The organism is Thermodesulfobacterium hydrogeniphilum (assembly GCF_000746255.1).
Classification (GTDB): Bacteria; Desulfobacterota; Thermodesulfobacteria; order Thermodesulfobacteriales; family Thermodesulfobacteriaceae; genus Thermodesulfobacterium; species Thermodesulfobacterium hydrogeniphilum.
In genome coordinates this window covers 100054-125372 of sequence record NZ_JQKW01000011.1, presented here as the reverse complement: position 1 = coordinate 125372, position 25319 = coordinate 100054, and the positions used below count along the sequence as shown (strand labels likewise).

Below are 25319 nucleotides of genomic sequence, written 5' to 3'. Positions count from 1 at the left end.
TAGCCAAGAAGTATGGAATGACATTAAAAGAGCTCAAGGAATTAAATGGATTAAAAACAGATAGAATTTATATAGGGCAGAGATTAAAGGTAAAAGCTAAAAAAGAGAAGACAAAAAAATGGATAGCTAAAAAGGAGAAAACCAAAAAGAAAATATTAAAAACTGCATTAAAAAAGCAAGAAATAGAGCTTTTAAAAAATACAGAAATAGGAAAGTATTTTAAAAAACTTGAACAAGAATATAATAAGCTTTTTTCCAATGCAAAGACAACCAGAAGAGAGTGGTTAAATCTTATAGGAGAGTATAGACGAATTTATCTTCTTTACCCTGCAAGTGAAATAGCTCCTAAAGCTATTTTAAGAACAGCAGATATTTATTATCAACTTTATGTTAAATCTTCAAAAAAAAGAGATTTAAAAGAAGCTATAAAAAAATATAAACTGCTTATTAATAACTTTTCTTCTGCTCCTGAAACAGAAGTAGCTTATTTTAAATTAATTAAAATTTATGAAAAACACCTCAAAGATTTAAATAAAGCAGAGAAATTAAAGAAAATATTTTCTCAAAAGTATCCAGAAAGTCTATATTTAGTAAAATTAGGTTTCAAAAAGATAACCCAAGAGATAAAAAAGGAAAATGTTAAATCTTTAAATTTAACAGTTGGTCTTAAAAAGATAATAGATATTCAACCTGTTACAGGAGAGGATTATACTAGGGTGATAATTGATGTGTCAGGAAATTTTGATTATAAGACTGATATATTAAAAGGAAGTAAAGGAAAACCTCCCAGAATTTATGTAGATATATATCCAGCTATTTTAAATAGCAAAATACCTAAGAAAATAGATATTAAAAATGCCCATTTAACCAGAATTAGGGTAGGACAATTTGACAAAAATACAGTCAGGGTAGTTTTGGATTTAACAAGTTTAACTTCTTATAAAATTTTCAAATTAAAAGACCCTTATCAGTTAGTTTTGGATTTAGTAGGAGAACACAAGAAGATAAAACTAATCAGTAAAATTTCCAAAGAAAAAGAAGCTGAAAAAGCAAATTCAAATTATATCAATTTAGCCAGGCAATTAGGTTTAGGGATAAAAAGAATAGTAATAGATCCTGGACATGGAGGACGTGATGCAGGAGCTATAGGTCCTACAGGGCTTAAAGAAAAAGATGTGGTGCTTAGAATAGCTAAAATCTTGCAAAAAAAATTAAAGAAAAGGCTTAATGTAGAGGTTATTCTTACACGGAATAGAGATATATTTATTCCCTTAATGAAAAGAGCAGCTATAGCTAATAGCAAAAAAGCAGATTTATTTATTTCTATCCATGCGAATGCCTCTCCTGATTCTGCAGCCAGAGGTATAGAAACTTATTATCTTAATTTTACTACAGATCCAGAAGCTATGAGAGTGGCAGCTTTAGAAAATGCAGTTTCAAATAAAAGATTAAGTGATTTACAAGATTTAGTAAAGGCTATTTTAGCCAATACCAAGCTTTCTGAATCAAGACTTTTAGCTGAAAAAATTCAAAATCAACTGATAAGAAGTTTATCTCGCTATTATCCTGATACTATAGATCGGGGAGTGAAATACGCTCCTTTTTTGGTTTTAGTTGGTACAAGAATGCCGGCTGTTTTGGTAGAAGTATCTTTTATAAGTAATCCTACTGAAGAGGCAAGATTAAAAAATACTCATTATCTGGATTTAATTGCAGAGGGAATTGCTAAAGGTATAAAAATTTATATACAAAGTTTTAATTTTTCCAAGCCAGATATTTATGATAAAAAATCCTAAGATCTTGTTTGGTTTGGATAGATTTTTTGAAGAGGGATTGTATAAAAAATATCAAGGGAAAAAAATAGCTCTTCTTTGTAATCAGGCATCTGTTAATTATAAATTTACACCTGCTTTTATTCTTTTTAAAAAATACTTTGGTAAAGATTTTAAAATTATTTTTTCTCCTCAGCATGGATTATATTCAGAAAAACAGGCTAATATGATAGGTTCAGAAGACAGTATAGAACCTTTTACTCAGACACCTATTATAAGTCTTTATGGACCAAGATTGAAACCAGAAGATGCGCACTTAGATGAGGTTGATATTGTGTTTATAGATTTACAAGATGTGGGATGTAGAGTTTATACTTACATATGGACTTTATACCTTTTGATGAGTGTTTGCGAAAAAAAGGGTAAATCCTTAATTATTCTTGATAGACCCAATCCTGTAGGTTCTGAGGTGGAAGGTCCTGTTTTAGAGCCAGAATATTTTTCTTTCGTAGGAATGGATTCTTTACCTTTAAGACATGGTTTAACCTTAGGAGAACTGGCTATTTTATTTAAAAAAAGACATTTTAAAAATCTAAAATTAGAGGTTATAAAAATAAAGGGATACAGAAGAAATAGCTTATTTGGAGATTTGAAAAGAAACTGGGTGTTTCCATCTCCTAATATCCCCACTTGGGAAACTACTCTTGTTTACTCTGGACAGGTACTTTTAGAAGGAACCAATCTTTCAGAAGGAAGAGGCACTACATTACCTTTTTTTATTTTTGGAGCGCCCTTTTTAAACATTAAAGAATTAAAACAAAGATTTGATAAAATTTTCAATTCAGAAAAGGATGGATTTATTTTAAGACCTCTACTTTTTGAACCTTGGTTTGATAAATGGAAAGGAGAAAAATGTTATGGGTTTCAAATCCATATAGTAGATTTTAGAAAATTTAAACCTGTTAAAACCTCTTTGCTGATTTTAAAAACCATTAGAGAAACCTATGAAAGTTTTAAATTTTTAAAAGGACCTTATGAATTTGAAGAGAAAAAAAGACCTATAGAAATCTTAATAGGAAATAAAGCCATAATTGACTGGTTAGAAGGAAAAGCTGAAATTGACCTCAATATATATCTGTATTATAATTTAAAAAATTATTTAGAAGAGATTCAGTCCTTCCTTTTATATGCCTAAAATAAGCCGAAATAATAAAAAAAGAAGGTTTAAATCTAATAGAGAAAGGGTTAATTATTTTTTAAAGCTTTTTGAAAAAGAAGATAGAGTTCTCATTTTAATATGGGCTGATCCTGATGCTTTGTCTTCAGCTCTTGCTGTAAAAAGAATCTTACATAATAAAGTTGAAAAAGTAACTATATCTCATATTAATGAGATAACCAGATTAAACAATCAAGTAATGATTAAAGTTTTAAAAATTCCCTCTATAAAGTTTTATCCCAAATTATTGGAGGATCATAACAAATTTATTTTGGTAGATTCTCAACCTTTACACAGAGAAGAGTTTAAAAATATAAAGTGGACAGCTGTGATAGATCATCATCCTTATACAGAAGGATGGGAAGCAGATTATGTGGATGTACGTCCTGAATATGGAGCTACTGCTACAATTTTGTTTGAATATTTAAAAGCATTAAAAATAAAACCTACTGTTTATTTAGCTACAGCTTTGATTTATGGCATAAAAACAGATACAGATAATTTTGAAAAAAGCACTCAGTTGCAAGATGTTTTAGCATTTCAAAAATTGTTTAAATGTATGAACAGACATTTGCTAAATAAAATAGAGACTTCAGATTTAAGACGATCAGAGCTTAGATATTTTAAAACAGCTTTAGATCAATTGAAGTTTCAAAAAAATAGGATGTTCACTTATATAGGCAAGGTTTCTAATACAGATGTGTTAGTGTTAATAGCAGATTTTTTAAATAAAGTTTATGAGACTTCTTGGGTTTTTGTAGGGGGGGAATATAAAAAAAATTTAATTATTATTATAAGATGTGATGGATATAGAAAGGATGCAGGTAAATTGGCTACCAAGCTTTTTAAGTCAATAGGATTAGCAGGTGGACACAGAGAGAAAGCAAGAGCTGAAATTCCTTTTGAGAACTTAGGAATTTCTCCTGAAGAATTTAATATTCAAAAATTTATTAAACTATTTGCTAAATATTTTAAATTTCCAAATAAAAAGGTATAACTCGATTAATGGCAAGATTTGTAGATCAAGCTAAAATTTTTGTGAAAGCTGGAAAAGGAGGAAATGGCTGTATAAGTTTCAGACGGGAAAAGTATGTTCCTAAGGGAGGGCCTGATGGAGGAGATGGAGGAGATGGTGGAGATGTAATTTTAGTAGCAGATCCTCAGATTCATACTCTTTATGATTTCTATTATAAAGTTCATTTTAAGGCTGAAAATGGTAAGCCTGGAATGGGCAAAAAGATGAAAGGAAGAGATGGAGAAGATTTAATTTTACGTGTACCTGTAGGAACAATTGTTAGGGATGCTGAAACCGGGGAGATTCTCGGAGATCTTGTTAAACCTAATCAAAAATTAGTGGTAGCCAAAGGTGGTAAAGGTGGAAGGGGTAATGCACATTTTGCTACTCCTACCAGACAGGCTCCCAGAATTGCAGAACCAGGACAACCAGGTGAAGAAAGATGGCTGATTTTAGAATTAAAACTTATAGCAGATGTAGGTATGGTAGGGTTTCCCAATGCAGGGAAATCTACCCTTCTTAGTAGAATTTCTGCTGCTAAACCTAAAATAGCTGATTATCCTTTTACCACTTTACAACCAAATTTAGGAGTAGTTAAACTTATTGAAGGTGAAACCTTTGTAGTAGCTGACATTCCAGGGCTTATAGAAGGTGCACATAAAGGTATAGGTCTGGGACACGAATTTTTAAAACATATAGAAAGAACCCGAATTCTTTTATATGTGCTTGATGTTTCTAAAGAAAAAGAAATAATAAAAGATTACGAAATTTTAAAAGATGAACTGAAATTGTTTAATCCTAAGCTTTTAGAAAAAGAATATTTAATAGCATTAAACAAGATTGATTTAATTCCTGATCCTGAAAAAATTAAAGAATTAATAACCCTTTTTTCTAAGGAAGATCAAAAAAAGATCTATCCTATTTCTGCAGTTACAGGTCAGGGAATACCTGAGCTACTTTATGCATTATGGAATAAAATTAAAGAAATAAAAGAAAAAGAAGAAGATTTTATAAATGAATAAAAAAGAAAGATTAGAAAAAATTCTTAGAAAAACTAAGAAAGTTGTTATAAAAGTAGGAAGTGCAGTTATTACCAAAGAAGATGAAGGATTAAACTATCAAGTTTTACATAATCTCACTTATGAAATAAACAGGCTTGTTAAAGCAGGATATAAAGTAGTTTTGGTATCTTCAGGAGCTATTGCTTGTGGAAGAGCTAAATTAAATTATTATAAAAAACCCATATCTTTAACAGAAAAGCAGGCTTTAGCTGCTATTGGTCAAGCAGCTTTAATTCAGGCTTATGAAGATTTATTTCAACAATATCAAATTCATGTAGCTCAAATTTTATTAACAGCTGAAGATTTATCTCTAAGAGAAAGATATTTAAATGCTAAAAAAACTCTGGAAACTTTATTAAAATGGAATATAGTTCCAATTGTAAATGAAAATGATACTGTTACCACAGAAAGTATAAAATTTAGCGATAACGATATTTTATCAGCTCTTGTATCAGGAACTATTGAAGCTGACTTTTTAATAATTCTTTCAGATATAGATGCTCTTTATGAAGAAGATCCAAGAATCAATCCAAAAGCTCAAAAAATAAGAGAGGTAGAAAGAATAACCCCTGAAATTTTTTCTATGGCTGGAAGCAAACCAGGAAGACTTGGAAGAGGTGGTATGTATTCTAAACTTCTTGCTGCTAAAATGGTTACTTCTATGGGAATTCCTGTGGTAATTTTGCCTGGAAGAGAGCCTTTAGTTTTAGAGAAATTTTGGAGCGGAGAAGAGATAGGAACCATTTTTTGGGCAGAAGAAAGGAAACTTAATATGAGAAAACTTTGGATAAAATATTATATAAAACCAGAAGGAAAGATTTATATAGATGAAGGTGCAGAAGAGGCTATTTTAAAAAGGGGGAAAAGTCTTTTAATAGGAGGTATAATAAGTGTAGAAGGGAATTTTCCTAAAGGTGCTTGTGTTGAATGTATCAATATGAAAGGTCAGATTTTAGCTAAAGGATTGGTAAATTTTTCTTCTGAGGAATTATTAAAGTTAAAGATTTCACGAGAAAAAATCAATAAAGAAGTAATTCACAGAGACAACTTGGTTTTTCTTGAACCATAGTTTCTCAATTTCCCTAAATTTGAAAGGGATTGAAAAAGAGATTTAAAAGAGTTAAATTAATTTAAGAACTCTTTCAAAAGGGGGTGTGTTTTTTCTATGTCTGATTTTGTGCATTTGCATGTTCATACAGAATGGAGTCTTCTTGATGGAGCAATTCATATAGATGATCTGGTTAAAAGACTTATAGATTATAAAATGCCTGGATGTGCTATTACTGATCATGGGACTCTTTATGGACTTATTTATTTTTATAAAAAGCTAAGAGAATCAGATTTAAAGCCGATTTTAGGATGTGAATTTTATATGGCAGAGGGATCCCGTTTTGATAAAAAAGCTTCTAAAAAAGGAGAAGCAAGAACCCATCATATTGTTTTACTGGCTAAAAATGAAACAGGATATAAAAATCTTTTAAAGCTTGCAAGTATAGCTTATTTAGAAGGGTTTTATTATAGACCCCGTATTGATAAAGAAGTTTTAAGGCAATATCATGAGGGTCTTATTGCTATGTCAGCCTGTTTGGAAGGGGAAATCCCTAAGCTAATTTTAAATGGGCAGATAGACAAAGCTATAGAAGTTGCTAAATGGTATAAGGAACTTTTTAAAGATGATTTTTATTTAGAATTGCAAAGAAATGATCTTCCGGAACAAGAAAAAGTAAATACTCAACTTTTGGAGATTGCAGAAAAACTTGGAATAAAATGTATAGCTACTGCAGATTGTCATTATTTGGATAAAGAAGATGCTTTAGCTCATGAAGTTCTTCTATGTATTCAGACAGGACATAAACTTTCTGATCCTGATAGGTTTAAATTTAATACTAACAAGCTTTATCTGGCAAATGCTGAAGAAATGAAGGAAAGATTTAAGGACTTACCTTCTGAAATTATCACAAATACAATGGAAATTTTTGACAAAATAAATTTTGAAATTCAAACAGGAGAGGTTTTATTTCCAAAAGCCAGAATACCTTTTGGAGAAACTGCAGAAAGTTATTTTGCAAAGAGAGCAAGAGAAGGGCTTGCTAAAAGATTACAGGAGTTAGAAGCTAAGGGAGAGCTTTTTACGGATAAAAATAAGTATTGGGAAAGGCTTGAGTATGAATTAGAGGTGATTATAGAAAAGGGATATGCCAGTTATTTTCTTATAGTTTCTGATTTTATTGAATGGGCTCGTTCTAAAGGGATTCCTGTTGGTCCTGGAAGAGGCTCTGCTGCAGGTGCTTTAACCTCCTATGCTCTTGGAATTACTAATCTGGATCCTTTGAGATGGGGACTTCTTTTTGAAAGATTTTTAAACAAAGAAAGACCAAGTCTCCCTGATGTAGATGTGGATTTTTGTATGGAAAGAAGAGATGAAGTTATAGAATATGTAGCCAGAACCTATGGAAGAGAATACATTGCTAAAATCGCAACCTTTGGTCAGCTTAAAGCAAGACAAGTAGTAAGAGATGTTGGTAGAGTTCTTGGTTTTAAGCCCAAAGAAATAGACCCTATTGCTAAAATGATAAGCCCGGGAATAGATGTGTCTTTAGAAGAAGAATTAAAAAGACCAGAATTTCAAGAATTGATGAAAAAAAATGAGAAGCTTAAGCAACTATTTGAACTTGCCAGAAAATTGGAAAGGCTTCCCAGACATGCCAGCCAGCATGCAGCAGGAGTAATTATTTCAGGGAAACCCATTATAGAAGTTGCACCTTTAATGAAAGGTGATGAAGGAGAAGTTGTAGTTCAGTTTGATATGAAATCATGTGAAACTGTAGGGCTTATCAAATTTGATTTTCTTGGATTAAAGACCCTTACTATTATAGACCATACTTTAAAAATGATAAAAAAATATGAAGGTGTGAATTTGGATTTAAATAATATTCCTCTTAACGATAAAAAAACTTTTGAACTTCTCAGGAAAGGAGAAACAGATGGGGTATTTCAATTAGAATCTCAGGGAATGAAAGAATTATTAAGAAGACTTAAACCCTCAGACTTTAATGATCTTATAGCAGTTCTGGCTTTATACAGACCAGGTCCTTTGGAAGGTGGATTAGTAGATCAATATATAGAAACCAAACACGGAAGAAGAAAGCCAGAATATTTACATCCTCTTTTAGAACCAATTTTAAAAGAAACTTATGGTGTAATTGTTTATCAAGAGCAGGTAATGGAAATTGCCAGAGCTTTTGCAGGATATACTCTTGGGGAAGCAGATTTATTAAGAAGAGCTATTGGTAAAAAAGAAAAAGAACTAATGGAAAGTTTGAGAGGTGAATTTGTTTCCAGATCTGTAGAAAGAGGTATCCCTGAAGAGATAGCTAAGAAGGTTTTTGATCTTATAGAAAAATTTGCTCATTATGGATTTAATAAAAGCCATTCTGCAGCTTATGCCTTAATAGCTTATCAAACTGCTTATTTAAAAGCGCATTATCCAGTTTATTTTATGGCTTCAATTCTTACCTATGAAGCCAATAAAAGCGAAGAGGTTAGTAAATACCTTTCTGTGGCAAATGAAATGGGAATAAAAATTTTACCACCAGATATCAATAAAAGTGAGGCAGGATTTTCTGTGGAAGATGGGGCTATTAGAATAGGACTTCATGCCATTAAAAATGTTGGTGAAGAAGCTGTAAATGAAATATTAAGAAAAAGACCTTATAATTCCTTTTTGGACTTTTGTAATAAAGTAGATACGAAAAAGGTTAATAAAAAAACTGTAGAAGCTCTTATTAAAGCAGGAGCATTTGATAATTTGGAACCAAATAGAGCAAAACTTATGCATAATTTACCTTCAGTATTATCAGTTTCTACTCAATCTAAATTTTCTTCTCTTTTTGGACAAGCAAGTTTATTAAATGTAGCTTCCTCTATCAAATTGGAAGAGGTTCCTGAATGGAATTTGGATGAAAAATTAGCTTTTGAAAAAGAGGCTTTGGGTTTTTATCTTACAGATCATCCTTTAAAGAGGTTTAGAAAATGGATAAAGATATTTTCTTCTTATAATTTAGAAAATATAAAAAATGTAAAAGATGGAACAAAAGCAATTATAGCAGGACTTATTTCTGAATTAAAACTAAAGACCACCAGAAATGGTGATAAAATGGCTATTGTTAAAATAGAAGATGAATATTCTTCTTTAAGAGCTATAATTTTCCCTGATCTTTTAAAACAGTATATACAAATTTTAACAGATGGAGCTCTTCTTTGGTTTAAAGTAGAAGTAGATAAAGAAGAAGAGAATCTGTCTTTATTAGTGGAAGATATAGCAGAATTAAGAGATTTAAGATTTTTCAAAAATGGTAGAATTGAAATAATAATTACTCCAGAAATAGCTAAAGAAGACACCTTGGAATATTTTAAAAATTTCTTAGCAAAGGAGGAAGAAGAAACTTATTTACCTATAAAATTATATCTTAAATATCCAGATTATTTAATAAGTTTTGAGGTAAATGGATATAAATTAAATCCTTCTTATGATCATATTAATTTGATGTTTGATACCTTTAAGAATTTAGATTTGAAGGTTCTGATTTCTTAAAAATAAATTTTGTCTTGAATTTTATATAAGTGTAAGCTAAAATTAAAATTAAATATTAAATAAAGGGGGTTTTTTTTATGCTTGCAAAAATACCTTATGATTTATCAAGAATTGATGAAGAAGATATTGATAAACAGATTCTTAGAACAGCTATTATAGCAGAGCTTGATGCTATTAATCTTTATGAGCAATTAGCGTCTATGGCAGAGGATGAAAATTTAAAAGCTATTCTTCTTGATGTAGCCCGTGAAGAGAAAACCCATGTTGGAGAATTCTTAACTATGCTTCTTATGAAAGATGAAGAACAGGCTGAAGAATTGGAGGCTGGAGAAGAAGAAGTGGATGAGCTTTTGGAAGAAGAGGAAGAATAAGAAGTTTTTAAGACAGAAATTTTAAAATATTTCTTATTTTAGATGATAGATGTGTTTTTTAAAAAAAATAAGATTTTTGTTATTATTCCTTTTTTTTATTATTTTTAATAATTCTATTTTTGCTGCACCTAAAAGTCGTTTTGAGATTACTGCTAAAAAAATAGAAACTTTTAATAATTTCGGAGTTATTATTGCTGAAGGTGATGTTGTAATAGGTGATAAAACTATTTTAATTTGGGCTCAGGAAGTTAAATATGAAATCAAAACCGGATATGTAATTTTAAAAAATTTTAAAATCTTTGATAAAGAAAGACAGATTATAGCAGAAGGAGATAAGGGATTTTTAGATGTTAGAAATGGGGAATTATGGTCAGATCACATATTTATTTTTTTAAAAAAACAAGGAATAAGGATTAAAGCCAAGGACTTCCATAAAAATTCCTTAAATGAATATTTTGCTAAGAAAGCACTTATAACTACTTGTAGTTTAGAAGATTGTGAAAAAGAAAAGGATTTTCCACCGTGGAGTGTAGAGTTAGACAATATTGTTTTAACTTCTCAAGGTATAAGTAGCGGGGATTCAACCAAAATTAGAATAAAAAAGATACCTGTAGTTTATATTCCAAAAACTGCTTATTTTCCCAAGGTGAGTTTACCTATTGCTCCTCCAAGAAAAACCGGTTTTTTAACTCCTGGATTTGCTCAGGGTAACAGATTGGGTTTTGGAATACAGCTTCCTTTTTTCTGGGCTATTACAGATCAACTTGATTTTACTATTTCTCCTATGTATTTAACTCAAAGAGGACTTTTGTGGGATTTAGAAAACGAATTTAAAATATCTGAAGGACTTCAAAGTATTTTTAAAATTCGGTATTTAAATGATACTAAAAAACAAGAATATGTATCTTCTAAAGAAAAAAGACATAAATGGTGGGTTATTGGGAAAATAGATTCTGTTTTTAAATCAAATTTGGATGCACATTTAGATATAGATGTTGTTTCAGAAAAGGACTTTTTACAAGAATTTGATGTTGGAGAAGGGAGTTATACCAATAACAGGCTTTTATTTTTGCAAAGATTTAACAGAGATATAGAAGATAAATCACAGGAATACAGAACTTCAAAATTTTGGATTCAGTATTTTAAAAATAGTATATATACTAAAGTAGAAAGCAGATATTTGGATTATCATGGAAATTTGGATGAAGACCAAATTTTACAACCTGTGTTAAGTCTACAAGCAGATTTATTACCTTTCGATATATATAAAAATATCCTTGCTCATTTAGCTTTAAACTATTTTTATAATACCAGAAAAGAGGGATATTATGGTCATAAATTAAACTCAAAAATAGAACTTTCTTATCCATTTAATTTTTCTCAGATTTTTAATGAGATAGTTTTTAGATATAATTTGGATTTTTATAATCTAAGCAAAAAAGGGGATTTTGGTAAAAAAAGTTTATCCAGAAATTTTTATGAATTCAATTTAACTTCTTACGTTTTTCTTTTAAAAAATTATAAATTTTTGACTATATTTAACCAGAATCTTGAATTTTTACATATTTTAAAGCCCTATATTAGCTATTTTTATAGAAATAGACCCAGTGAAACAGATGTTCCTCAATTTACCTATGAAGATTTAATTAGCGATAAAACCAATGCTATAGAATTTGGTTTATGGCAATTTTTTAGTTTCCCTCATCATAAAAATCTCTTTATAATTAGAGCATATCAACAATATGATTTTACTAAAGCTGAACGCTCTGCTACAGCTACAGGCCCTGAAGATAGAGCACTTTCCGATTTATACTTGCAAGTTTTGATAAATTATGCCCCATATTTAAATGTAAGATATGATGGAACTTATAATTTTTATGGACTTGGATTTAAGAAACATTCTCTCACCTTGGGATTAAGAAATATTTTAATAGATTCTATAAATCTTGGTTATCAAGATGATTCTGCTTGGCATACAAGACAATTAACATTAAATTTAAGATCTACCTTTTTCAACAGATTTCAAAGCAACTTTTTTATAAGCAGAAATCTTATTAAAAAAGAAACTACTGAAATGAGATTAGAGGGAGTATATTTACATGAATGTTATCTTATTGGCTTGGGAATGGATGTAACTCCAAGAGATACCAAATTCTTTTTTAGATTTGAATTAAAAGGTCTGGGAGGTTATGGTTTCGGATATTAAATATGTCTCATAAAATAAAAGTCCTTATTCCAGGTCCTATAAAATTTAATTTTATAAAAGAAGGTTTAGAATACTATTCAAAAAAAATAAAACCTTTTATAGATTTAGAGATTATAGCTCCTAAGGTAAAAACTGAAAAGCTGAATAAAAAACTGAGATTACAAAAAGAAGAGGAGATTTTAAAGAAATATATTTCAAAAAAAGATTATCTTATAATTCTTGATGAAAAAGGAAAAATTTTTAAAAGCCAAGAATTGGCTAAATATTTAAAAAATTTGATAGAAAATTTTTCTCAAATAGCTTTTGTAATCGGTGGACCTGATGGTATTTCAGAGAATTTTAAAAAAGAAGCTAAAGAACTTTTAAGTTTATCTAAATTTACCTTAAATCACGAAATAGCTCTTTTAGTATTATTGGAAGCTATTTATAGAAGTTTTACTATAATCAAAGGGATTCCTTATCATAGAGAATAAAAATATTATAAATCTAGTTTTTTCACAGTTTTATTTAAAAATTCTTGAAACTCTCTATATATTTCTTTAAATTGTTGAATTGCTTTTTCTCCAGCTTCAGTTAAATGAGTTCCTCCTCCTTTTTTCCCTCCTATTTTAGTTTCTACTAAATGGGTTTTAGCCTGTCTATTCATAGAATTTATTAAATCCCAGGCATGTTTATAAGACATATTCATGGACTTAGCAGCTTTTGAAATAGATCCTAATTCTTTAATTTTTTCAAGAAGAGCTATTCTACCACAACCAAGGAAAGTGCCTTCTTTTCCTTCAATCCAGAGTTTTCCTTTTAATTGAAAATCCTTTTTTTCTTCACTTTCTAAGATACACAGTAAATGAGGATCTTTCTTTCTTTTTCTCCCTCTTTTTTTCATAGTTTTAATTTTAAACAAATTTGGAAAATTGGTCAAATATTTTATTTTAAACAGCTTTTATAAAGTCTTGACAAAATCTTTTTAATTTCTATAATTAATTTCGTTATATTTATAAAAATATAATGAAAAAAAATATTATATGAAAAATTTTCTAAAAATTTTTTTGATTATCATAGGATTATTTGTTTTTAAAAATGATTCTTATGCTTTCTTCGACTTTATGAAATCTAATAAACAAGTTTTAAATTTGTATGTAGCTGCCAGTCTTAAAAAACCTATGGATGAGGTTATACAAAAGTTTAAAGAGAAATATCCAGATATTGAGATTCGTGTTAATTATGGAGCTTCAGGTGGACTTTATACTCAAATTATTCAGGGTCAGCCTTGTGATTTGTATTTTAGTGCTGATTGGAGATATGTAAAAAGGCTTGAAAATCAAGGAAGATTGATAAAAGGAGAAAAATTTTTGACAGATAAATTAGTGTTAGTAGTTTCAAAGACCGGTAGAAAGAAAATTAAGTCTATAAATGATCTAATCAAACCAGGAGTTATTTTAGCTGTAGCAGATCCTAAGGCTCCTGTTGGAGTTTATGCAGAAAGGGCTTTAAAAAAGCTTGGTTTATGGGATAAAATTCTTGCTATAGGAAACCTTAAAACAAGACCAGGCACTGTTAATCAGGTAGCTATTATGGTAAAGGAAGATCAGGTAGATGCAGGGTTTATCTATAAAAGTGTAGCTTATGGATATGGATTAAAACCTGTTCAGATTTTGCCTGAAAGTATCACAGGTCAAATAGTTTATGGAGTGGGTTTAATTAAAGGAGGAAATATAAAATTAGCTGAAAAGTTTTATAATTTCCTTTGTCATAATATAAATATTTTTAATAAGTATGGATGGAATAAATATGAAAATGAAAAATTTTAAGAAAAATTTTTTACTTTTAATTTTTTTTGTTTCGTTTCTGTTTTTGATTGTTTATCCTGTTTTTTCTCTTTTTATAAACTTGGATTTTTTAGGTATAAAAAAAACTTTTTCTGATATTTATTTTTGGCTTAGTTTTAAAAATACTATAATAGCAGCTTTATTAGCAGCTTTATTAGGTTTAATTTTGGCTATAGGGTTTGGATATTGTTATCTATTTTATAGAGATACCATAATTTACAAACTATCAAATTTAATGAATGATTTGCCTATAGCTATTCCTCATACTGTAGCAGGTTTGGCACTTTTAGTTGCTTTTGGAAGAAAAAATTTTGGATTTATAGGAGAAACTGGTTTAGCTTTTACCATTTTAGCAGTTATACTTGCCATGTTTTTTGTTTCTTATCCTTTAGCTGCAAGGAGTATAGCCTCGGCTTTAGATAAAATAGATAAAGAAATAATAGATGTGGCTCGCACCTTGGGAGATTCACCACTTAAGGTTTATTTTAGAATAGTTTTACCAAATTTAAAAGAAGCACTGTTTTCTGCTATTGTGCTTGCTTTTTCAAGATCTTTAAGTGAATTTGCTGCAGTTGTTATGTTTGGAGGAAATTTGCCTGGGAAAACTCAGGTTTTAGCATCCTATGTTTTTACGAAGGTTGAAGAAGGAGAACTTGAAATGGCTATAACAGCCAGTGTTTTTTGTATAATTTTGTCTTTTTCAATAGTAACACTTTTAAGTCTGAGAAAGAAAGATGCTTAGAATAGAAAATTTAAAAAAATTTTTTGGTAAAAATGTAATTTTAAATAAAGTAAATCTTAAAGTTAATCCTTCAGAAATAAAAGTAATTATGGGATTAAATGGAAGTGGAAAATCAACTTTTTTGAAAATTATAGCAGGGCTTATTCAACCTGATGAAGGTCAAATTTTTATCAATGATAAAGATATTACAAAATTAGATCCCGAAGATAGAAACATAGGATATGTTCCTCAGCATCCAGCTTTATTTCCTCATCTCACAGTTAAAGAAAATATTTACTATTCACTTAAAAATAAAAGAGGTTCTAAAAAACTTGCTGATCAGTTAGTAAAAATGCTTGATTTAGAACCATATTTAGAGAAAAAAACAGATATTTTAAGTGGAGGATACAAAAGCAGAGTTTCTCTGGCAAGGGCTTTAGTTTCTCAACCAGAAGTTATTCTTTTAGATGAGCCTTTAAGTGATCTTGATTTAGCTATAAAAGAAAAATTGCTTGAAAAATTTAAAGAAGTTTTAAAATTTCTTAATATACCAGTAATTTATGTAACTCATGATCCTGTGGAAGCTCAAATAATAGGAGATACCTTTTCAGTTTTAATCAAAGGAAAAATAAAAGAGATAAATTCAATTGAAGAAGCTCATCAATTAATGCGTAAAGATCTGTAAGAGATTTATTAAGTCTTGAGATACTTAAAAAGAGATGTATAACAATGATATGCTATTTTGGTATTCCTCGGCATTTCTTTTCCTATAGCCAGAACTGCAGGGCTTTTCACTAACTTTATATCAACTTCATCTGTAACCCTCTATAATTTGAAAAGGAGATTAATTGATTTCAAAACTGCTATTCCTATTATTTTTGGCTCTGTAATAGTAGCTCCTATAGGAGCTTATATTTCTCATTATATTTCTGAAAAAATAGTAGAAATAGTCTTCTCTCTTTTCTGGTATAAAATTTTTAAGTAGATTTCTTTAAAATATAAAAAATCAACGCTGTTCTATTGCTAAAAATAAAAAACGTTTTATACTGATGACTTATGAAGGTACCTAATAAGAAAGGATATTTTGGCAAATTTGGTGGACGGTTTGTTCCTGAAACTCTTATTCCAGCTCTTTATGAATTAGAGGAAGCCTATTATCGTTTTAGAAAAGATTCTTCTTTCTGGAAAGAATGGAGGGAAATTTTACAAGAGTATGCAGGAAGACCAACCCCACTTACCTATGCAGCTAATTTTTCTAAATATCTTGGTGGGCATATAAAGGTTTATCTAAAAAGAGAAGATTTGCTTCACAGTGGAGCTCATAAACTCAATAACACAATAGGGCAGGTTCTTCTTGCTAAAAAGATGGGCAAAACAAGAATTATTGCAGAAACAGGAGCAGGTCAGCATGGAGTTGCAACTGCTACAGCTTGTGCCTATTTTAATATACCCTGTGTGGTTTATATGGGAGCTAAGGATACAGAAAGACAATCTTTAAATGTTTTTCGTATGAAACTCCTTGGAGCTGAAGTTATTCCAGTTTATTCTGGGACTCAAACTCTCAAAGATGCTATAAATGAAGCTTTAAGAGACTGGGTTACAAATGTTAAAAATACTTTTTATGTAATAGGCTCTGTAGTAGGCCCTCATCCTTATCCTATGATGGTAAGAGATTTTCAAAGTATTATAGGAATAGAAACAAAAAAACAAATCCTTAAAAAAGAGGGTAAACTTCCTGATATTATTATGGCTTGTGTAGGTGGTGGGTCTAATGCTATGGGTATTTTTTATCCTTTTGTTAGAGACAAAGAGGTTAAGCTTATAGGAGTTGAAGCTGCTGGTCATGGACTTGATACCAATTTTCATTCAGCAAGTTTATGTGTGGGTGAGCCAGGAGTTTTACATGGCACCTTAAGTTATCTTCTTCAGGACAAAGTAGGACAAATTAAAGGAGCTCATTCCATAGCTCCTGGTCTTGATTATCCAGGAGTAGGGCCTGAGCATTCCTATTTTAAAGATACAGGAAGAGCACAATATGTATCTGTAACAGATGAAGAAGCTTTGGAAGCTTTTCAGGTTTTATCTGAAACTGAAGGAATTATACCTGCTCTTGAATCCTCTCATGCTGTAGCCTATTTGATGAAAATTGCTAAGAATTTAGCTAAGGGAACTATAGTAGTTATTAATCTTTCTGGAAGAGGAGATAAAGATGTAAGTTCTGTTAAAAAATACCTGGAAGAAAAAAAATAGAGGAGTTATGTTAAAAGGGGCTACTTTTATAGAAAAATCTATAAAAGATTTAAAAAGAAAAGGAGAAATTCCTCTTATACCTTACATTACTTGCTGGGATCCTGATCTTGAAACCACAGAGGCTATTTTATGGGAAATGGCTGAAGTCAGTCCTGCCTGTATAGAGCTGGGATTTCCTTTTTCCGATCCAGTAGCAGATGGTCCAACTATTCAAAAAGCTGTAGTAAGGGCTCTGGAACATAAACCAACTTTGGAAAATTTTTTTGAATTTGTAAAAAGGCTCAATGATAAAGGATATCCTATACCACTTGTGTGTATGACCTATTATAACATTTTTTATAGATTTGGACTTGAGAGAGCTGTTAAATTTGCTTTAGATTCAGGTCTTTCTGGGTTTATTATACCTGATCTACCCATAGAAGAGGCTAATCCCTGGTTAAAAGCAAACAAAGGAAAAGGTCTTGCTACTATATTTTTAGCAGCACCTACTTCTTCTGAGGAAAGAATTAGAAAAATAGCTCAAAAATCTTCAGGATTTCTCTATTATGTTTCTTTAACAGGTATTACAGGTGCAAGAGATAAATTGCCAGAGGATGTGTTAGAGCGTTTGCAACTGGTAAAAAGTCTCTCTTCTATACCTGTAGCAGTAGGTTTTGGCATTTCAAAACCAGAGCATGTTAAAATGCTTTCTCCTTATGCAGATGCTTTGGTAGTTGGAAGTGCTATTGTAAAAATTGTGGAAGAAAAAGGGAAAAAAGCACCTGCAAAAGTTAAAGAATTTCTCAAAATTTTAAAAACTTTCTGATGAAAATTCTTGAAGTAAAAACCAAACCTTTTTATGAGATTTTAATAGAAGAAAATTTATTATCAAAAATACCTGATGATCTTAAGGTTAATTTCAATTTTGGTAAAGTTGCTATTATTACAGATTCAAATGTTAAAAAACTTTATGGAGAAAAGTTTTTAAAAAATTTCCAAAAAAAGGGTATAAAAGCTGAAATTTTTTCTTTTCCAGCAGGAGAGGGATCTAAAAATATAGATACAGTTATTTCTCTTGGTAGACAAATGATACAAAAAAATTATGATAGAAAGGATATGATAATTGCATTAGGAGGTGGGGTGACAGGAGATATAGCGGGGTTTCTTGCCAGTATCTATCTTAGAGGAATACCTTATGTGCAAATACCTACCACTTTGCTTGCTCAAGTGGATAGTTCTGTGGGAGGTAAAACAGGGGTTGATCTACCAGAAGGTAAAAATCTTATAGGAACTTTTTATCAACCTGTCAGAGTTTATATAGATCCTTTGGTATTAAAAACATTACCATTAAAAGAAATTAAAAACGGACTGGCAGAAGTTATTAAATATGGTTGTATTATGAAAAAAAGGCTCTTTAATTTTATTGCAAAAAAAGGGAAAAATATCTATAAGCTCAATTCTGATGACTTAGAATATATTATTTATGAAAGCTGTAAAACTAAAGCTTATGTAGTTTCCAGAGATGAAAAGGAAGGGGGATTAAGAAGGGTTTTAAATTTTGGACACACTGTGGGACATGCTATAGAAACAGAACTTAATTATACTATTGCCCATGGTTTAGCAGTTGCCATAGGAATGCTTGCCGAAGCAAAATTATCTGAAAAACTTGGGGTAGCAGAAGAAGAAGTTTATCAGCCTTTAAAGAATTTGCTTGAAAAACTTGAAATGCCTATTAAACTTCCTAAAAATTTAAATATAGAAAATTTAATTAAACACATGAGAAAAGATAAAAAAGTAGCAAAAGGAAAGCTTACTATAGTTCTTTTGAAAAAAATCGGTAAATTTGTTTTTTATGAAGAACCTCCTAAGGAAAAAATTCTTGAAGTTTTACAAGAATTAAGCTAAAATTTTATAAAACAAAGTTAAATAGTTAAGGAATTATTTATGGAGGATTTGCGAAGATTTATAGATTTAAATTTTTATAAATTATGTGCTTCTGGCAATGATTTTATTATTATTTTAAACTTTGATAAAAAGATCTCTCCAGAAGAAGGCAAATTTTTGGCTAAAAAGCTTTGTCGTTATAAATTTTCAATTTCTGCAGATGGTTTAATTTTTTTAGAAAATCCTGTTAGTCCTGAGGCTAAATTTGCTTGGAGATTTTTTAATGCTGATGGAAGTGAAGCAGAAATGTGTGGAAATGGAGCAAGATGTGTAGCGAGATTGGTAGAAGAAATAGGGTTATTTAAAAGTCCATTTTATTTTGAAACCAAGGCAGGTCTTATTTATGCTGAAGTAAAAGGCAAAAGAGTAAAAGTGGCACTTACTGAGCCAAAAGATTTGCAAATAAATTTATCAATAAGAATAAATCAACAGAATTTTGTTTCTCATTTTGTAAACACAGGTGTTCCCCATGTGGTTATTTTCTGGGATAAACTTGAAGAATTACCTATAGAAGAAATCGGAGCAAAAATCAGGTATCATGAAATGTTTAAACCATCTGGCACCAATGTAAATTTTGTCAAAATAGAAGAAAAGAATGGCCAAAAATTTTTAAAAGTAAGAACTTATGAAAGAGGAGTAGAAGCAGAAACCTTAGCTTGTGGAACAGGTTCTTCTGCTTCAGCTTATATAGCTTATAAGCTTGGGTTAATAGAAAATCCTGTAAATGTTTTAACACGTGGGGGAGAAGTTCTAACTATATACATAGATGAAATAGAGAATAAAATATATTTAGAAGGGGATACTATTTTTGTTTTTGAAGGTAAAATAAAAGAAGATGCCTTAAGATAAAAAAATTAAGGAAGGGGGGATAATATGAATCTACAAGGTTCTATAGTTGCTTTAATAACACCTTTTAAGGATGGAAAAGTAGACGAACAATCTTTTAGAAATCTTTTAAAATGGCATATTCAAGAGGGAACTCATGGGATTTTAGTTCTTGGAACAACTGGAGAGGCTGCAACTATAGACAAAGAGGAAAGAAAAAGAATAATGGAAATAGCTTTAGAAGAAGTTAAAGGAAAAGTTCCTTTAATAGTAGGAACAGGAACAAACAATACTAAATTAGCTTTAGAATATACCAAGATGGCAGAAGAAATGGGTTTTGATGCAGCTTTAATTGTTACACCATATTATAATAAACCTACTCAAAATGGACTTTATGAACACTATAGTTACATTGCAAAAAATACAAATATACCCATTATTCTTTATAATGTTCCTGGAAGGACCTCTGTAAATCTTTTACCTGATACTACAGCTAAGCTTGCTCAAATTGAGAATATTGTAGCTATCAAAGAAGCCTGTGGAAATATTAAGCAGGTTACTGAACTCTTACTTAAATGTCCTGAGGATTTTACTATTCTTTCAGGAGATGATTTTACAGCTTATGCTACTGTAATGCTTGGAGGAAAGGGAGTTATTTCAGTTGCTGCTAATGTTATACCAAAAGAAATGGCAGAACTTATGGAGAGTTCTTTAAAAGGGGATGTAGCAAAAGCTCAGAAATTAAATCTTAAACTTTATACACTTTACAAAGCTATGTTTATTGAAACCAATCCTGTGCCTGCTAAATATGCTCTTTGGCTTATGGGTAAAATTGAAACTCCAGAAGTAAGACCTCCATTAGCAGGTTTAGCTGAAAACTCCTTAGAGCAATTAAAAAAGATTTTAAAAGAAAATTATGGACTTATTTAGAAATTTTTTCGTTCCTTAGATTGATAAAGTGGGAGTTCTGGAAGTTTTTCTACATAGATAGATGTGCTTGGAAAAGCAAAAGAAGCTCCGTTTCTTTCAATTATTTCCATTATTTTTAAATTTACATCTTCTTTTATAGCTAAATATTCTTCCCATACAGCTGTGTTAGTGAAACAGTAGATAAAAATATTTAAAGAACTATCCCCAAAATCTGTAAAATATACCATTAAAAGCTGATCTTTAGCAATTTTTGGGTGATTTTTTAACATATTTCTTATTTCTTCAAGAATTTTAACCATTTGCTCTCTTGTGGTATCATAAGTTACACCAATAATCATTTTTATTCTTCTTACATTCCTTTTAGAGAAATTTTCTAAGAACTGATTGGCAAGCATTTGATTGGGTATAGTGATTAAACTTTTTTCAAAACTTCTTATTTTAGTGGTTCTTAAGCCTATATCTTCTACAATTCCTTCCATATCACCAATTTTTATCCAGTCTCCTATTTTCATAGTTTTATCTATAAGCACAGTTAATCCACCAAACAAATTAGCCACCGTATCTTTAGCAGCAAGAGCAAAAGCAAGTCCTCCCAACCCCAAGGAAGCAATTACAGCACTAACATTAATTCCCCAGTCTTGAAGAATAGATAAAGTCGCAAGACCTATTATGAATATTTTGCATAACTTTATAAAAAAACTGCCAATCTCTTGGCTAATTTCTTTCCCAAACTTTTCTGCAAAAGAATATATGTAACTCTCTGAAATTATTACAGCATTGTATAAAATCCAGGCAAAAACAAAGATAAAAAGAGTTTTCAAAATTTTTGATATTATAATATGTTCTATACCTAAGATCAGAAGAGCAAAGAATATACCACCTATTATAAAAAGAAAAGTCAAAGGCTTTGAAATGATTTGTAAAATTATATCGTCTATTTCAGTAGAGGTCTTTTTAACAAAACGTTCAACAACTCTAAAAATAACTACTACAAAAACTTTTCTTAAAAATATTGATAAAAGAAATACTCCTATGCTTAAAGCAATTTTATAAATAGGAACACCTAAAATAATAAAATTCAAGTAATGACTCACATCTTGAAAGAACTTCATAAAGGGTTCCATTTACAACCCCCTTTTTATCTTTTTCTAAGTCTTACTGCAAAAAATCCGTCTAAATTATGTTTATGAGGATAAGTTTTTAGATATTTATTTTTTTCTATTAATTCTTTGATTTTATTTCCGCAAGATTTTTCAAGCACGATTAAAGGATTCTCTATTTCAAATTCAGGATGTTTTTCCAGAAATTTTGTTATTACTTCTTCATTTTCTTCGGGTTCCAAACTACAGGTAGCATAAACCATAATTCCTTTAGATCTGAGAAAGGGAGCAAGTCCTTCTAAAAGTCTAAGCTGTTTTTCTGGAATTTTTAAAAAATTTTCTTGTGTACGAGCCCATTTAATATCAGGATGTTTTCTTATTACTCCTGTTCCAGTACATGGAGCATCTATAAGTATCCTATCAAAGGAAGGAGCTTTCATTTTTTGAAGCTCATCTATTACATCTCCTTGAAAAACCTTAGGCTCCTTTAATCCAAGCCTTTGAAAATTTTCTTTAAGTTTTTCCAATCTCCAGGGATAAAGATCAAAAGCCCATATAAAGCCTTTATTTTTCATAAGTTCTGCTATATGAGTAGTTTTTCCACCAACTCCTGCACAGGCATCAAGTATTTTTTCTCCTGGTTTAGGATTTAAAAGATAAGTAACCAGCTGGCTGGCTGAATCCTGCACGCTTATCCATCCAAAATGATAGGCTTTTAGCTCTGTAACCTTTCCTCTAAAACCTTCTAAAATTATTCCTGCAGGACTATAAGGACAGGCTTTAGCCTGAGGAACCTCATCTTTTTGAAGATAGACAAGGAAATTATCTCTGCTTACTTTTAAAATGTTTACACGGATTACCAGAGGTGGACGTTCATTACTTGCTATAAGTAAAGCTTTGGTTTCCTTAAATCCAAATCTATCAAGCCATCTTTTAACCAACCACTCAGGAAAAGAATATTTTACAGAAAGATAATAAACTGGATTAAAATCAGGTGGTTCGGGAAGATTATTTTTATTTTCTGCAATTTTATGTAAAATAGCGTTTACTAAATTTTTAATCCATTGTCCTCTTTTTCTATGTGAGAGTATTTTTAGACTTTCTGCTAAAGCAACTCTTTCAGGAATGCGAGTATAAAGGAGTTGATAAGTTCCAAGACGCAATATATTTCTAACCTCTGGATCCATTTTTTCTAAGGAATGATCAGAAAAACGCGAAATTACAAAATCTATATAATAGAGATACCTTATTACACCATTAACCAGCTCGCCAACCAAAGCTCTATCCCTTTCATCAGGAAGAACACTTTTGGTTAAAACCTGAGAAAGGATTTCATCAAGAAGTGGTTTTCCTTTTTCCCAGCGAATTAAAATCTTAAGAGCAACTGCTCTTGGATTGGTTTTAGGAAGTCTTGGCATAAATTATTCCCATTGTAAAGCCATTTGTTTTAGAGAAAAGAGCTTATCTCTTAAAATAGCTGCTCTTTCAAATTCGTAATTTTTAGCTGCTTCTTTCATTTCTTTTTCAAGTTTAGCTATTTCAGCTTTTAATTCCTCCAAGGAGTTAAAAACCTCTTCAATTTCCAACAATTTTTCCAGATTTACAAAATCTGCTTCTACCATTTTCATTAAGGGGTCTTCCAAAGATTTTACCACAGTTTTGGGAGTTATGCCATGTTTTTTATTATACTCTTCCTGAATTTTCCTTCTTCTTTCTGTCTCTTCTATAGCTTTTTTCATAGCAGGGGTTATGCTTTGAGCATAAAGAATAGCAGTTCCATTAACATTTCTGGCAGCTCTTCCTATCATTTGAATAAGGGCTCTTTCTGATCTTAAAAATCCCTCTTTGTCTGCATCAAGAATAGCAATAAGAGAAACCTCAGGTAAATCCAGCCCCTCTCTTAAAAGGTTTATTCCTATTAAAACATCATAAACTCCTTTTCTTAAATCTCTTATAATTCTTGCTCTTTCAAGGGTTTTTAAATCAGAATGCATATAACAGGCTTTAATACCAAATTCTTTATAATAATCTGTCAATTCTTCAGCCATACGTTTGGTTAAAGTGCAGACCAGAACTCTTTCTCCTGCTTTAGCACGTTTTTTTATTTCAAAGAAAAGATCTTCTACCTGATTTTCAGAGGATCTTACTTCAACCTTAGGATCTAATAACCCTGTTGGACGGATGATTTGTTCTATAATCCTTCCTTCTGCTTTTTCAATTTCATAATCTCCAGGAGTAGCAGATACATAAATAACCTGATTTATTCTTTCTTCAAATTCTTCAAAAGTGAGAGGACGATTATCAAGAGCAGAAGGAAGTCTGAATCCATACTCCACTAAGGTTTCCTTTCTACTTCTATCACCTCTATACATTCCTGTTATCTGAGGGATTGTGATATGGCTTTCATCTACAAAAAGAAGGAAATCGTCTGGAAAATAATCTAAAAGAGTATAAGGAGGTTCTCCAGGTTTTCTTCCATCTAAATATCTACTATAGTTTTCAATACCTTTACAATAACCCACCTCTTCTAATAATTCCAAATCATAAAGGGTTCTCTTTTCCAATCTTTCTGCGTATTGATATAGTCCCTGGCTTTTAAAGTATTCTACTCTTTCTTTTAGTTCTTTGCGAATTTCTTTTATAGCTCTGCGAAGTTTATCTTCTGAAGTTACATAATGACTTGCTGGAAAAATGACAATTTCATTTACTTTTCCCAGAATTTTTCCTCTAAAAGGATCTATAATTTTTATTTCCTCTATTTCATTTCCCCAGAGACTTACTCTTACTGCTTTTTTTTCTTCATTAGAAGGGAAAATCTCTATAATATCTCCTCTTACTCTAAAAGTAGCACGAGTAAAATCCATCTCAGTTCTTTCATAATGCATGGTAACAAGAGCTCTTAACAATTCATCTCTACTAATTTCTGCTCCTTTTCTCAAGTAGAGATGCTTTTGAAAATACTCTTCAGGGGAGCCCAAACCATAAATGCATGAAACACTTGCTATTACAATTACATCTCTTCTTGAAAGAACTGCTGCAGTAGCAGAGTGTCTGAGTCTATCTATAAAATCATTTATAGAGGCATCTTTCTCAATATAAGTATCTGTAACAGGAACATAGGCTTCTGGCTGATAATAATCATAATAAGAAACAAAATATTCTACTGCATTTTCTGGGAAAAGTTTTTTGAATTCATTATAAAGCTGAGCTGCTAAGGTTTTATTGGGAGCTATTATAAGGGTGGGCTTACCGACCTTTGCAATAACATTTGCCATGGTAAAGGTTTTTCCGGATCCTGTTACTCCAAGTAAAACCTGATGTTTAATTCCTTTTTTAATTCCTTCTACCAAATTTTTAATAGCTTTAGGTTGATCTCCTTTTGGTTCTATATTTGCTTTAAGCTTAAAAACACTTTCTTTTTCCAAAACCTGCATATAATCTCACCTCTAAATTACCACTTACGAAGTGGTAATTTTTTATTTTAAGGTTTGGATATAAAAATAAATTTT

General features: G+C 30.6%; 22 protein-coding genes. 18 read left to right on the top strand and 4 right to left on the bottom strand.

The window, feature by feature from the left end; all coding sequences use genetic code 11:
• From CC87_RS09345 to CC87_RS06840, 9 genes are all read left to right on the top strand, one after another.
• Positions 1–1796: N-acetylmuramoyl-L-alanine amidase (locus tag CC87_RS09345; RefSeq protein ID WP_156955594.1), on the top strand; the 1796-nt coding region annotated here is incomplete at its 5' end.
• Positions 1780–2967, top strand: a complete 1188-nt coding sequence (locus tag CC87_RS06875; protein WP_051920704.1) for an exo-beta-N-acetylmuramidase NamZ family protein — start codon at positions 1780–1782, stop codon at positions 2965–2967. The genes CC87_RS09345 and CC87_RS06875, both read left to right, overlap by 17 nt.
• Complete coding sequence (locus CC87_RS06870; RefSeq protein ID WP_038057481.1) at positions 2960–3985, top strand: DHH family phosphoesterase; 1026 nt, start codon at positions 2960–2962, stop codon at positions 3983–3985. Before CC87_RS06875 ends, CC87_RS06870 begins: the two co-directional genes overlap by 8 nt.
• An 8-nt stretch (positions 3986–3993) precedes the next feature.
• Complete coding sequence (gene obgE / locus CC87_RS06865) at positions 3994–5025, top strand: GTPase ObgE (protein WP_038057480.1); 1032 nt, start codon at positions 3994–3996, stop codon at positions 5023–5025.
• Entirely contained in the window at positions 5018–6133 is a 1116-nt protein-coding gene (gene proB / locus CC87_RS06860) for a glutamate 5-kinase (protein WP_051920702.1), read from the top strand. The genes obgE and proB overlap by 8 nt, the downstream gene beginning before the upstream one ends.
• Before the next feature lie 96 nt (positions 6134–6229).
• On the top strand, positions 6230–9658 hold the full coding sequence (dnaE, locus tag CC87_RS06855; protein WP_038057478.1) for a DNA polymerase III subunit alpha: 3429 nt from the start codon (positions 6230–6232) through the stop codon (positions 9656–9658).
• A 77-nt stretch (positions 9659–9735) separates the two neighbouring features.
• Complete coding sequence (locus CC87_RS06850; protein WP_038057476.1) at positions 9736–10029, top strand: ferritin family protein; 294 nt, start codon at positions 9736–9738, stop codon at positions 10027–10029.
• A gap of 49 nt (positions 10030–10078) precedes the next feature.
• Entirely contained in the window at positions 10079–12235 is a 2157-nt protein-coding gene (locus tag CC87_RS06845; protein WP_038057474.1) for an LPS-assembly protein LptD, read from the top strand.
• A gap of 2 nt (positions 12236–12237) precedes the next feature.
• The gene (locus CC87_RS06840; protein WP_038057472.1) at positions 12238–12708 is read left to right on the top strand and encodes a 23S rRNA (pseudouridine(1915)-N(3))-methyltransferase RlmH; all 471 of its coding nucleotides are present in this window, start codon (positions 12238–12240) and stop codon (positions 12706–12708) included.
• A 5-nt stretch (positions 12709–12713) separates the two neighbouring features.
• Here CC87_RS06840 and CC87_RS06835 read toward each other — a convergent pair whose 3' ends face one another.
• Complete coding sequence (locus CC87_RS06835) at positions 12714–13118, bottom strand: winged helix-turn-helix domain-containing protein (protein WP_051920700.1); 405 nt, start codon at positions 13116–13118, stop codon at positions 12714–12716.
• A 139-nt stretch (positions 13119–13257) separates the two neighbouring features.
• On the opposite strand from CC87_RS06835, the gene modA reads away from it, so the two are divergent.
• From modA to dapA, 9 genes are all read left to right on the top strand, one after another.
• Positions 13258–14043: a molybdate ABC transporter substrate-binding protein gene (gene modA / locus CC87_RS06830; RefSeq protein ID WP_038057470.1), complete on the top strand. Its 786-nt coding sequence runs from the start codon at positions 13258–13260 to the stop codon at positions 14041–14043.
• Positions 14009–14803, top strand: a complete 795-nt coding sequence (locus CC87_RS06825; RefSeq protein ID WP_245605496.1) for an ABC transporter permease — start codon at positions 14009–14011, stop codon at positions 14801–14803. The genes modA and CC87_RS06825 overlap by 35 nt, the downstream gene beginning before the upstream one ends.
• Complete coding sequence (locus tag CC87_RS06820) at positions 14796–15467, top strand: ABC transporter ATP-binding protein (RefSeq protein WP_038057469.1); 672 nt, start codon at positions 14796–14798, stop codon at positions 15465–15467. Before CC87_RS06825 ends, CC87_RS06820 begins: the two co-directional genes overlap by 8 nt.
• A 57-nt stretch (positions 15468–15524) precedes the next feature.
• The gene (locus CC87_RS06815) at positions 15525–15767 is read left to right on the top strand and encodes a sulfite exporter TauE/SafE family protein (RefSeq protein WP_051920698.1); all 243 of its coding nucleotides are present in this window, start codon (positions 15525–15527) and stop codon (positions 15765–15767) included.
• Between the two features lie 71 nt (positions 15768–15838).
• Positions 15839–17032 carry a tryptophan synthase subunit beta gene (trpB, locus tag CC87_RS06810; RefSeq protein WP_038057467.1) on the top strand — a complete coding sequence of 398 codons (1194 nt, stop codon included), beginning with the start codon at positions 15839–15841 and terminating at the stop codon, positions 17030–17032.
• A gap of 7 nt (positions 17033–17039) precedes the next feature.
• Positions 17040–17837, top strand: a complete 798-nt coding sequence (gene trpA / locus CC87_RS06805) for a tryptophan synthase subunit alpha (RefSeq protein ID WP_038057465.1) — start codon at positions 17040–17042, stop codon at positions 17835–17837.
• Positions 17837–18916, top strand: coding sequence for a 3-dehydroquinate synthase (aroB, locus tag CC87_RS06800; protein ID WP_038057464.1), 1080 nt, complete (start codon positions 17837–17839; stop codon positions 18914–18916). Before trpA ends, aroB begins: the two co-directional genes overlap by 1 nt.
• Before the next feature lie 39 nt (positions 18917–18955).
• Entirely contained in the window at positions 18956–19804 is an 849-nt protein-coding gene (gene dapF / locus CC87_RS06795; protein ID WP_038057462.1) for a diaminopimelate epimerase, read from the top strand.
• Positions 19805–19828: 24 nt separating this feature from the next.
• A complete protein-coding gene (gene dapA / locus CC87_RS06790) occupies positions 19829–20710 on the top strand; it encodes a 4-hydroxy-tetrahydrodipicolinate synthase (protein WP_038057461.1) in 882 nt (293 codons plus the stop codon).
• On the opposite strand, the gene CC87_RS06785 is transcribed toward dapA, so the two are convergent.
• Genes CC87_RS06785 through uvrB form a run of 3 tightly spaced genes read right to left on the bottom strand, consistent with a single transcriptional unit; the run spans position 20707 to position 25244 of the window.
• Positions 20707–21834 (bottom strand): mechanosensitive ion channel family protein, encoded by a 1128-nt coding sequence (locus tag CC87_RS06785; RefSeq protein WP_051920694.1) that lies wholly within the window; start codon positions 21832–21834, stop codon positions 20707–20709. The two genes, dapA and CC87_RS06785, sit on opposite strands and share 4 nt — an antisense overlap.
• A gap of 14 nt (positions 21835–21848) precedes the next feature.
• Entirely contained in the window at positions 21849–23228 is a 1380-nt protein-coding gene (gene rsmB / locus CC87_RS06780) for a 16S rRNA (cytosine(967)-C(5))-methyltransferase RsmB (RefSeq protein ID WP_038057459.1), read from the bottom strand.
• Between the two features lie 3 nt (positions 23229–23231).
• A complete protein-coding gene (uvrB, locus tag CC87_RS06775; RefSeq protein WP_038057458.1) occupies positions 23232–25244 on the bottom strand; it encodes an excinuclease ABC subunit UvrB in 2013 nt (670 codons plus the stop codon).
• Positions 25245–25319: the final 75 nt, after the last annotated feature.